Origin of the sequence: Cupriavidus respiraculi (assembly GCF_914271545.1) — a bacterium.
GTDB lineage: Bacteria > Pseudomonadota > Gammaproteobacteria > Burkholderiales > Burkholderiaceae > Cupriavidus > Cupriavidus respiraculi.
The window spans coordinates 185,029-195,297 of sequence record NZ_CAJZAH010000007.1; the positions used below are offsets into that span (position 1 = coordinate 185,029).

General features: G+C 69.2%; 9 protein-coding genes. 8 read left to right on the forward strand and 1 reads right to left on the reverse strand.

Going from position 1 to position 10,269, the window contains the following annotated elements:
• Positions 1 to 110 precede the first annotated feature (110 nt).
• Positions 111 to 836, forward strand: coding sequence for an OmpW/AlkL family protein (locus tag LDO27_RS22875; protein WP_222203083.1), 726 nt, complete (start codon positions 111 to 113; stop codon positions 834 to 836).
• Positions 837 to 923: 87 nt separating this feature from the next.
• On the opposite strand, the gene LDO27_RS22880 is transcribed toward LDO27_RS22875, so the two are convergent.
• Positions 924 to 1,118, reverse strand: coding sequence for a heavy-metal-associated domain-containing protein (locus tag LDO27_RS22880; RefSeq protein WP_224044159.1), 195 nt, complete (start codon positions 1,116 to 1,118; stop codon positions 924 to 926).
• A gap of 245 nt (positions 1,119 to 1,363) precedes the next feature.
• On the opposite strand from LDO27_RS22880, the gene LDO27_RS22885 reads away from it, so the two are divergent.
• The 7 genes from LDO27_RS22885 to LDO27_RS22915 all read left to right on the forward strand — a co-directional run bounded on the left by LDO27_RS22885 (position 1,364) and on the right by LDO27_RS22915 (position 10,181).
• Complete coding sequence (locus tag LDO27_RS22885; RefSeq protein ID WP_224044160.1) at positions 1,364 to 3,943, forward strand: heavy metal translocating P-type ATPase; 2,580 nt, start codon at positions 1,364 to 1,366, stop codon at positions 3,941 to 3,943.
• Positions 3,940 to 4,389: a Cu(I)-responsive transcriptional regulator gene (gene cueR, locus LDO27_RS22890; RefSeq protein ID WP_224044162.1), complete on the forward strand. Its 450-nt coding sequence runs from the start codon at positions 3,940 to 3,942 to the stop codon at positions 4,387 to 4,389. The genes LDO27_RS22885 and cueR overlap by 4 nt, the downstream gene beginning before the upstream one ends.
• A 38-nt stretch (positions 4,390 to 4,427) precedes the next feature.
• Entirely contained in the window at positions 4,428 to 5,315 is an 888-nt protein-coding gene (locus LDO27_RS22895) for an alpha/beta hydrolase (protein ID WP_224044163.1), read from the forward strand.
• A gap of 91 nt (positions 5,316 to 5,406) precedes the next feature.
• Positions 5,407 to 7,020 carry a GMC family oxidoreductase gene (locus LDO27_RS22900; protein WP_222203096.1) on the forward strand — a complete coding sequence of 538 codons (1,614 nt, stop codon included), beginning with the start codon at positions 5,407 to 5,409 and terminating at the stop codon, positions 7,018 to 7,020.
• A gap of 343 nt (positions 7,021 to 7,363) precedes the next feature.
• Positions 7,364 to 8,140, forward strand: coding sequence for an ABC transporter ATP-binding protein (locus LDO27_RS22905; protein ID WP_224044165.1), 777 nt, complete (start codon positions 7,364 to 7,366; stop codon positions 8,138 to 8,140).
• A 10-nt stretch (positions 8,141 to 8,150) separates the two neighbouring features.
• Entirely contained in the window at positions 8,151 to 8,897 is a 747-nt protein-coding gene (locus tag LDO27_RS22910) for an ABC transporter ATP-binding protein (RefSeq protein WP_222203100.1), read from the forward strand.
• Between the two features lie 75 nt (positions 8,898 to 8,972).
• Complete coding sequence (locus LDO27_RS22915; protein ID WP_222203102.1) at positions 8,973 to 10,181, forward strand: ABC transporter substrate-binding protein; 1,209 nt, start codon at positions 8,973 to 8,975, stop codon at positions 10,179 to 10,181.
• Positions 10,182 to 10,269: the final 88 nt, after the last annotated feature.

Genomic DNA, 10,269 nt, shown 5'->3' on the forward strand with positions numbered 1-10,269 from the left:
TTTAGGCACGCTCCTCTACAAAAAATTTCGCGAACGAAACGGCCGCATCAGTCGTGGCGGGATAATGCCTGCCTGCTTGCTGTAGAACACTGAAGAGAAGAGGAGTGAAGATGTCCTATAAGAAGATGCTGCCTGCCGTTGCCGCGATGCTGCTGGCCGGTGCCGCGCACGCCCAGACCGCGGGAAGCAATGTCATCAGCCTCGGCTGGTTCCGCGTGATGCCCAACAGCTCCTCGGACCCGCTGTCGATCGACACGGTGGGCGGCCGCTGGGTTGGCCAGACGCGCCCGGATACCGGCGCGGAGATCAAGTCGGCCGACACCGTGGGCCTTGCCTTCTCGCACTATTTCACCGACAACATCTCCACCGAGTTCGTCGCCGGCATCCCGCCCAAGCACGAGGTCGAGGGCGCCGACGGCTACGCCAAGTATGGCAAGCTTGGCACGGTGCGCCAGTGGAGTCCCGCGGTGGTGGTCAAGTACCACTTCTTCGAAGCCAAGTCGAAGTTCCGCCCCTATGTCGGCCTGGGTATCAACTACACCTGGTTCAGCGACGAAACGATCACCAACCAGCAGTTCGTGCGCCAGGAGTTCGGCCCGAACGCGACCATGACGGGCAGCGCCAAGAGCTCGTGGAATCCGGTGTTCAACATCGGCGCCAACTACGCGATCACCGACAAGTGGTTCCTCGGCCTGTCGGTGTCGTACGTGCCGATCTCGACCACGGCGACCTTCACCACGCGCAACTCGGCGCTGGGCGGCGCGACCATTACGTCGCACACGAAGATCAAGATCAACCCGATCGTGACCTTCCTGAACGTCGGCTATCGCTTCTGATTCACGCCCGCTTCGGGTATCACGGGCGTCCACAGGGGCGCCCGTTTTGTTTTGCGGATGGCCCAGCTGGCCGCCGCGGGCGCCGGTTCAGGCGGCGACCGGGTAGCCGGCGGCTTCGATGGCCTGGCGCACCGCCTGCTCGCCCGCGCTGGTCTGGACCCGCACCTGCTGGGCGGCGATGTCCGCATTCACGCTGGCGCCCGGGTCCAGCGCCTGCACGGCGCGGGTGATGGCGCCCACGCAGTGGTTGCACGACATGCCTTCGACCTGAAACTGCATCATCTCGGTTCTCCTTGCTTGGGGTTGGAAGCTTGGCTGGTGGCCATGCGCGGCTCGGCCCGCCACCGGTCAGCTGTAGTGTGGACCTTCCCACCATGGGAAGCGCAAGCGCGATCTTCGCATTCACCGGTTGCGCCAGTGGCTTCACCGGAACTCCCTCCCGGCCTTGACCCTCCCATCATGGTAAGGTCCAGGATGCTCTCACTGGCAGCCGATTGCCAACGTCAACCGTAGAGGGTATCGCCGTCATGGCCACTTCCACCTATCCGCTTTCCCCCGCCCCCGCCGACAGCGCCGAGTGGCGCCTGCCGATCGAGGGCATGACCTGCGCCTCGTGCGTGCGCCGCGTCGAAACGGCGCTCGGCAAGGTGCCCGGCGTGCGCGCCGCCTCGGTCAATCTCGCCACCGAGCAGGCCACGCTGCAGGCCGACAGCCCCGAGGTACTGCCCGCCGCGGCCGCCGCCGTGGCGGCGGCGGGCTATGCGATTGCGCACGCCACCATCGCGCTGGACATCGCGGACATGACCTGCGCCTCGTGCGTCGGCCGGGTCGAAAAGGCGCTGCGCGCCGTGCCCGGCGTGGTCGACGCGCAGGTCAACCTCGCCAGCGAACGCGCCGAGGTCACCGTCATGCGCGGCGCGGTGGACGCCGCCGCGCTGGCCGCCGCCGTGGCGCGCGCGGGCTATGCCGCCACGCCGGTGCGGGACGACGCGGCGGCGCCGGACGCCGCCGCGGGCGCTGATTTCTGGTCCGGCCCGTGGGCGGTCGCGGTGCCCGCGCTGCTCTCGCTGCCGCTGCTCGCGCCGATGGTGCTGCCCTGGTACGGCCTGCACTGGATGCTGCCGGCCTGGGTGCAGTGGCTGCTGGCCACGCCGGTGCAGTTCGTGTTCGGCTGGCGCTTCTACCGTGCCGGCTGGAAGGCCGTGCGCGCGGGCGCGGGCAATATGGACCTGCTGGTGGCGCTGGGCACGTCGGCCGCCTACGGGTTGTCGCTGTGGCTGATGTGGCGCGATCCGACCGGCACGCCGCACCTGTATTTCGAGAGCGCGGCGGTGGTGATCACGCTGGTGCGGCTGGGCAAGTGGCTGGAGTCGCGCGCCAAGCGGCAGACCGCCGCGGCCATCCGCGCGCTCGCGGCGCTGCGGCCGGAGACGGCCACGGTGCGCCGCGGCGGCGCCGAGACCAGCGTGCCGCTGGCCGACGTGCGCGTCGGCGACGAGGTCGTGGTGCGGCCGGGCGAGCGTATTCCGGTGGATGCAGTGGTGGTGGAGGGCGAGAGCCACGCCGACGAATCGATGCTGACCGGCGAAAGCCTGCCGGTGGCCAAGCATCCCGGCGAGCGGCTGACCGGGGGCGCGATCAACGGCGAGGGCCGGCTGGTCGCGCGCACCGTCGCGGTGGGCACGGAGACCGTGCTCGCCCGCATCATCCGCATGGTCGAGCACGCGCAGGCGGCCAAGGCGCCGATCCAGCGCCTGGTGGACCGGGTCAGCGCGGTCTTCGTGCCGGTGGTGCTGGCCATTGCGCTGGCGACGCTGCTGGGCTGGGGCCTGCCCGGCGGCGACTGGCAGGCGGGCTGGCTCAACGCGGTGGCGGTGCTGGTCATCGCCTGCCCGTGCGCGCTGGGCTTGGCCACGCCCGCGGCGATCATCGCGGGCACCGGCGTGGGCGCGCGGGCCGGCATCCTGATCAAGGACGCCGAGGCGCTGGAGACGGCGCACCGCGTCAACGTGGTGGCCTTCGACAAGACCGGCACGCTGACCCAGGGCAGGCCGCGGGTGGTGGCCCTGCATGCGGCGCGCCCCGGGCAAGGGCAGGGCGCCGCGAACCGGAGCGAGGAGGCTGGCGGCGACACGGTCGTCGGCGCGGCTAACGACGGCGCGGACGACGGCGTGGACCAGGCCGGCCGCATCCTGCTGACGCGGCTGGCCGCGCTGCAGGCCGGCAGCGAGCATCCGCTGGCGCGCGCGGTGGTGGAAGCCGCGGTCGCGCACGAGATCGCGGTGACGCCGGCGCGCGATATCCGCGCGCTGCCGGGCCGTGGCATCGCCGGCACCGTCGACGGCATGGCGCTGCAACTGGGCAGCGAACGGCTGCGCGCGGAACTGGGCGCCGACCCGGGACGCATCGCGCAAACCGCCGAACGGCTGCAGCGCGATGGCTGTACGGTGTCGTGGCTGATGGCGGTGGACGGCAGCGGCGAGGCCCGCACGGCCCGCGTGCTCGGTCTGGTGGGCTTCGGCGACGAACTCAAGCCCGGCGCGCGCGCCGCCGTGCAGCGCCTGCGCGCGGCGGGGGTGCGCACGGCGATGCTGACCGGCGACAACCGCGGCGCCGCTCGGCGCGTGGGCGAGGCGCTGGGCATCGACGAGGTGGTGGCCGAGGTGCTGCCGCAGGACAAGGCGGCGCGCGTGGCCGCGCTGCGCGATGCAGGGGGCGATGGCCGGGGCCGCGCGGTGGTCGCCATGGTCGGCGACGGCATCAACGACGCGCCGGCGCTGGCCGCGGCGGACGTGGGCATTGCCATGTCCACCGGCACCGACGTGGCGATGCAGGCGGCGGGCATCACGCTGATGCGCGGCGATCCGGCGCTGGTGGCCGACGCGCTGGCGCTGTCCGCCCGCACCGTGCGCAAGATCCGCCAGAACCTGTTCTGGGCCTTTGTCTACAACGTGGTGGGCATCCCGCTGGCGGCAGCCGGGATGTTGAACCCGGTGGTCGCCGGCGCGGCGATGGCGCTGTCCAGCGTCAGCGTGGTCGGCAACGCGCTGTTGCTGCGGCGCTGGCGCCCGTCTCCCGCCGCACGGCCGAGCGAGGAGAACGCATGAATATCGGAGAAGCGGCGGCGGCCTCGGGCGTGTCGGCCAAGATGATCCGGCACTACGAGTCGATCGGCCTGCTGCCGTCGGCGCCGCGCAGCGAAAGCGGCTATCGCCGCTACGATGCGCGCGCGGTGCATACCTTGCGCTTCGTGCGGCGCGCCCGTAATCTCGGCTTCTCGCTCGACGAGATCCGCGGACTGCTGGCGCTGTGGCAGGATCGCGGCCGCGCCAGCGCGGACGTCAAGGCCATCACCCTGCGGCACGTGGACGAGCTCGAGCGGCGCATCGCCGAGCTGCGCGCCATGCGCGATACGCTGGCAAATCTGGCCAGGGCGTGCAGCGGCGACGCGCGGCCGGATTGCCCGATTCTGGCGGACTTCGCCGATGCCGATGCCGAAGCCGATGCCGGCGCGCCGGCCTGCCACCGCACGGATTCCGGCGACCCACGCTGAGCCCAGCCGCACCGCAGCGCACCCAAGGAGATCACGGGATGGATGCATCGAGCACCGCCACCGCGGTGGAAAGCCGGCAACGGATGCGCGACGGCACCGAGCTGCTGGTGCGTACCTGGCATCCCGATCCGTTGCTGCATCCCGAGCCGCTGGGCACGCTGCTGCTGGTGCACGGCATGGGCGAGCACAGCGGGCGCTACGTGCATGTGGTGCAGCGCCTGCTGGCGCTGGGCCTGCGCGTGCGTGCCTACGACCAGCGCGGCCATGGCGCGAGCGGCGGGCCCCGCATGGTGGCCGAGCGTCCCGACGTGTTCGTCGACGACCTGGCCGAGATCTACGACGCCACGGTGCAGAGCTGGCGCGAACTGCCGTTCGTGTTGGGCCACAGCCTGGGCGGCCTGGTGGTGGCGCGCTTCGCCACCGCGCGCGTGCGGCCGGTGCGCGGCGTGGTGCTGTCGTCGCCGGCGCTGGCGCTGCGGATGTCGGCCGCCATGCATGCGCTGCACCGCACGCTGCTGGCGCTCGCGCCGCGGCTGCGCGTGCCGCAGCCGATCGATGCGCGCCTGCTGTCGCACGACGCGACGGAAGTGGCGCGCTACCGCAGCGATCCGCTGGTGCAGAAGACCTGCACCGCCGGGCTGATCGAAAGCATCCTCACCGGCATGGCGCGCGCGCATGCCGATGCGCCGCTGCTCGAGGCGCCGACGCTGCTGCTGGTGGCCGGCGCCGACCGCGTGGTCGATCCGTCCGGCAGCCGCCGCTTCTGCGACAATGCCCCGGCCGATCTGCACGAATGCGTCTGGTTCGACCACGCCTACCACGAGGTCTTCCACGAGGCCGAGCCCTTGCGCAGCGAAGTGTTCGCCGCGCTGGAGCGCTGGCTGCGCGGTCACCTGCAGCCGTCGAACGAGCCCGTGCCGCGCTGACACGCGGCGGATCGGCAAGCCGGCGGTCCATCGCCGCGGACCCTGTCCCGCCGCCTGCGGCGGACATCACCACACGACAAGAAAGATATCGATGGAGACTTACGACTACATCATCGTCGGCGGCGGTTCGGCCGGCTGCGTGCTGGCCAACCGGCTGACGATGGACGCCGACGTCAGCGTGCTGCTGCTGGAGGCCGGCGGCAAGGACGACTACCACTGGATCCATATTCCGGTGGGCTATCTGTACTGCATCGGCAACCCGCGCACCGACTGGATGTACCGCACGGTGGCCGAGCCCGGCCTGAACGGCCGCGCGCTGGGCTATCCGCGCGGGCGCGTGCTGGGCGGCTGCTCGTCGATCAACGGCATGATCTACATGCGCGGGCAGCGCGAGGACTACGACGAGTGGGCGCGCATCAGCGGCGACGACGGCTGGCGCTGGGACGCGGTGCTGCCGCTGTTCAAGCGCAGCGAGGACCATTACCGCGGCCCCAGCGAATTCCACGGCGCGGGCGGCGAATGGCGCGTGGAGCCGCAGCGCCTGCGCTGGGACATCCTCGAGCGCTTTATCGAGGCGGCGGGCGAGGCCGGCATTCCGCGCACCGAGGACTTCAATCGCGGCGACAACTTCGGCGTGGGCTACTTCGAGGTCAACCAGCGCCGCGGCATCCGCTGGAATACGGCCAAGGCGTTTCTGCGCCGCGCATCGGAACGTCCCAACCTGACGATCATCACCGGCGCGCAGGTCAGCGCGCTAACGTTCGACGCCCGCCGCTGCACCGGCGTGCAGTACGTGGGCGGCGGACGCGAGCACAAGGTCGCGGCGCGCGGCGAGGTGGTGCTGGCCGCGGGCGCCGTCAACACGCCGCAGTTGCTGGAGCTGTCAGGCATCGGCCAGCCGGAGCGGCTGCGCGAGCTGGGCATCGCGGTGCGGCACGCGCTGCCGGGCGTGGGCGAGAACCTGCAGGACCATCTGCAGCTGCGCACCGTCGTCAAGGTCGAGGGCGTGCGCACGCTGAACACACGCGCGGGCAACTGGTGGGGCAAGCTGGGCATCGGCCTGCAGTACGCGCTGAACCAGAGCGGCCCGATGAGCATGGCGCCGTCGCAGCTGGGCGCCTTCGCGCGCTCCGATCCCGCGCAGACGCGGCCCAATGTCGAGTACCACGTGCAGCCGCTGTCGCTGGACAAGTTCGGCGATCCGCTGCATCGCTTCAACGCCTTCACCGCGAGCGTGTGCAATCTGCGCCCGACCTCGCGCGGCAGCGTGCATATCGGCAGCGCGGACTTCCGCGAGCCCCCGGTGATCGCGCCGAACTACCTGTCGACGGACGAGGACCGCAAGGTCGCCGTCGATTCGCTGCGGCTCACGCGCCGTATCGTGTCCTCGCCCGCGCTGGCGCCGTACCGGCCGCAGGAGTGGCTGCCGGGCGCGCAGGTCGAGGGCGACGAGGCGCTGGCCAAGGCCGCGGGCGAGATCGGCACCACCATCTTCCATCCGGTGGGCACCTGCCGCATGGGGCGTGGCGACGACCCGCAGGCGGTGGTCGACCATCGCCTGCGCGTGATCGGCATCGACGGCCTGCGCGTGGTCGATGCCTCGGTGATGCCGCTGATCACCTCCGGCAATACCAACTCGCCGACCATCATGATCGCCGAGCGCGCCAGCGACATGATCCGCGAGGACCGGCGCGAGCGCGCGTAGTCGTGCCGTGCCAATCGCCGCGCATGGCGAGTGCGAAAAACGAACATCCGAAGCCAAGCACTCGCTTTTCGGCTTGACATCCGGGCCATGTATCACGACTAGTGCAAACCCGGATGTTTTGCGACGCAGCAGACGCACACAATAGACGCCGACATGCCGTGATGTAGCCCTCACATCCAGGGCGCATCGCGCACGATGGCGAACCTGCCCACCTGCCCAGCGGCGTGCACCAAACTGGCAGCACTCAGACGAAGACGCCGGCAAAGACCGGCGCGCGGCGAACCCGTGGGGAGCGATTCGGCCAGAAGCCGGCGTGTCTCCACTCAGCACGGGCAGGAGACCAATGAATCAGCAGGACATCATCCTGGAAACGCGGAACCTCACCAAGGAGTTCAAGGGGTTCACCGCGGTCAGCGACGTCAATCTACAGGTGCGGCGCGGCTCCATCCATGCGCTGATCGGCCCCAACGGCGCGGGCAAGACCACCTGCTTCAATCTGCTGACCAAGTTCCTGGTGCCCACCACCGGCACCATCCTCTTTAACGGCATCGACATCACCGGCGAGAAGCCCGCGCAGATCGCGCGCCGCGGCGTGATCCGCTCGTTCCAGATCTCGGCGGTGTTTCCGCATCTGACCGTGATGGAGAACGTGCGCATCGGGCTGCAGCGCCAGCTCGGCACGGCCTTTCATTTCTGGAAGAGCGAACGCTCGCTGCAGGTGCTGGACGAGCGGGCGATGGCGCTGCTCGACCAGGTCGGCCTCACCGAGTTCGCCGACACCGTGACGGTGAACCTGCCCTATGGCCGCAAGCGCGCGCTGGAGATCGCCACCACGCTGGCGATGGAGCCGGAACTGATGCTGCTGGACGAGCCCACGCAGGGCATGGGCCACGAGGACGTGGACCGCGTCACGCAGCTGATCAAGAAGGTGTCGCAGGGCCGCACCATCCTGATGGTCGAGCACAACATGAACGTGGTCTCGTCGATCGCCGACACCATTACCGTGCTGCAACGCGGCGCGATCCTGGCCGAGGGCCCCTACGCGCAGGTGTCGAAGGACCCGCGCGTGATGGAGGCCTACATGGGCACGGCCGAGGCCGAACTGCAGGGCGCGCACTGAGGGGATGGGCATGAGCACACAACAGAACGCCACGGGCGTCCCCGCGCTGGAGATCACGGGCCTGCAGGCCTGGTACGGCGAGTCGCACATCCTGCATGGCGTGGACCTGACCGTGAACCGCGGCGAGGTGGTGACGCTGCTCGGACGCAACGGCGCCGGACGCACCACCACGCTGCGGGCGGTGATGGGCCTGACCGGCACGCGCAAGGGTTCCATCAAGATCGACGGCAAGGAGACCATCCATCTGCCGACGCACAAGATCGCGCACTACGGCATCGGCTATTGCCCCGAGGAGCGCGGCATCTTCTCCAGCCTGTCGTGCGAGGAGAACCTGCTGCTGCCGCCGACGCTGAAGGCGGCGCGGGGCGCCGACGGCAAGGCGGGAATGAGCGAGGCCGAGATCTACGAGATGTTCCCCAACCTGGCCGAGCGCCGCCACAGCCAGGGTACGCGTCTGTCGGGCGGCGAACAGCAGATGCTGGCGGTCGGACGCATCCTGCGTACCGGCGCGAACCTGCTGCTGCTCGACGAGATTTCCGAAGGGCTGGCGCCGGTGATCGTGCAGGCGCTGGCGCGCATGATCCTGATGCTCAAGAGCAAGGGCTATACGGTGGTCATGGTGGAGCAGAACTTCCGCTTCGCCGCGCCGCTGGCGGATCGCTTCTACGTGATGGAGCACGGCGCGATCGTGGAGCGTTTCGGCGCGAGCGAGCTGCAGGCCAAGATGCCGGTGCTGCACGAATTGCTGGGGGTCTGATCCGTACGGGTCGGTGGCATGGTGGTAGGGAAATACGGGTGGCAGGACAGCCGCCGCAACTGAAGGAGACACAACATGAAGATGACTCGGCTGGCGGCCACGATGGCAGCCTTGGTAACGGGCATGGCGGCCGCTTCGGCCTCCGCGCAGGTTTCGAACGACAGGGTGAAGATCGGCTTCCTCACCGACATGTCCAGTCTCTACGCCGACATCGACGGCAAGAGCGGCCTGGAGGCCGTGAAGATGGCGATCGAGGACCACGGCGGCAAGGTGCTGGGCAAGCCGGTGGAACTGGTCTCCGCCGACCACCAGAACAAGGCCGACATCGCCGCCTCGAAGGCGCGCGAGTGGATGGACCAGGAAGGCCTGGACATGCTGCTGGGCGGCACCAACTCGGGCACCGCGCTGGCGATGAACAAGGTCGCGCAGGAAAAGAAGCGCGTCTATATCAACGTGGGCGCCGGCACCTCGCGCCTGACCAACGAGGAATGCTCGCCGTACACCGTCCACTATGCGTATGACACGGTGGCGCTGGCCAAGGGCACCGGCAGCGCGGTGGTCAAGCAGGGCGGCAAGTCGTGGTTCTTCCTGACCGCCGACTACGCCTTCGGCCACTCGCTGGAGACCGATACCGCGGCGGTGGTCAAGGCCAACGGCGGCACGGTCGTGGGCCAGGTGCGCCATCCGCTGTCGGCGTCGGACTTCTCGTCCTTCCTGCTGCAGGCGCAGTCTTCCAAGGCGCAGATCCTCGGCCTGGCGAACGCTGGTGGCGACACCATCAATTCGATCAAGGCGGCCAAGGAATTCGGCATCACGAAGAATATGAAGATCGCCGGTCTGCTGATGTTCATCAATGACGTGCATAGCCTCGGCCTGAAGAACACCGAGGGCCTGCTGATGACCGACAGCTGGTACTGGGACATGAACGACGAGAGCCGCAAGTTCGCCCAGCGCTTCTTCAGCAAGAACAAGAAGATGCCGAGCAGCCTGCAGGCCGCGGACTATTCGGCGGTCAGCACCTACCTGAAGGCGGTCGAGGCAGCCAAGACCGACGATCCGGACAAGGTCATGGCCGAGCTGAAGAAGATGAAGATCAACGACTTCTACACCAAGGGCTATATCCGCGGCGATGGCCGCGCCATTCATGACATGTACCTGATGCAGGTCAAGAGCGCCGACGAGTCGAAGAAGCCCTGGGACTATCTGAAGGTGGTCGCCACGATTCCGGGCGACCAGGCCTTCACGACGGTCGCCGAGTCCAAGTGCGCGTTGATGAAGAAGTAAGGCAACAGATGTCGCCCCCGCCCCGGGGGGCGCGGCCGGAGCCCGCGGGCCCGGGGGGGGGGCCCGGGGAGGACCGCCCCCCGGGGCC

What these genes read in the sequence shown, in the direction of transcription:
- LDO27_RS22875 (WP_222203083.1), top strand. Translation starts at nt 111, where the DNA reads ATGTCCTATAAGAAGATGCTGCCTGCCGTTGCCGCGATGCTGCTGGCC.
- LDO27_RS22880 (WP_224044159.1), bottom strand. Translation starts at nt 1,118, where the DNA reads ATGATGCAGTTTCAGGTCGAAGGCATGTCGTGCAACCACTGCGTGGGC.
- LDO27_RS22885 (WP_224044160.1), top strand. Translation starts at nt 1,364, where the DNA reads ATGGCCACTTCCACCTATCCGCTTTCCCCCGCCCCCGCCGACAGCGCC.
- cueR (WP_224044162.1), top strand. Translation starts at nt 3,940, where the DNA reads ATGAATATCGGAGAAGCGGCGGCGGCCTCGGGCGTGTCGGCCAAGATG.
- LDO27_RS22895 (WP_224044163.1), top strand. Translation starts at nt 4,428, where the DNA reads ATGGATGCATCGAGCACCGCCACCGCGGTGGAAAGCCGGCAACGGATG.
- LDO27_RS22900 (WP_222203096.1), top strand. Translation starts at nt 5,407, where the DNA reads ATGGAGACTTACGACTACATCATCGTCGGCGGCGGTTCGGCCGGCTGC.
- LDO27_RS22905 (WP_224044165.1), top strand. Translation starts at nt 7,364, where the DNA reads ATGAATCAGCAGGACATCATCCTGGAAACGCGGAACCTCACCAAGGAG.
- LDO27_RS22910 (WP_222203100.1), top strand. Translation starts at nt 8,151, where the DNA reads ATGAGCACACAACAGAACGCCACGGGCGTCCCCGCGCTGGAGATCACG.
- LDO27_RS22915 (WP_222203102.1), top strand. Translation starts at nt 8,973, where the DNA reads ATGAAGATGACTCGGCTGGCGGCCACGATGGCAGCCTTGGTAACGGGC.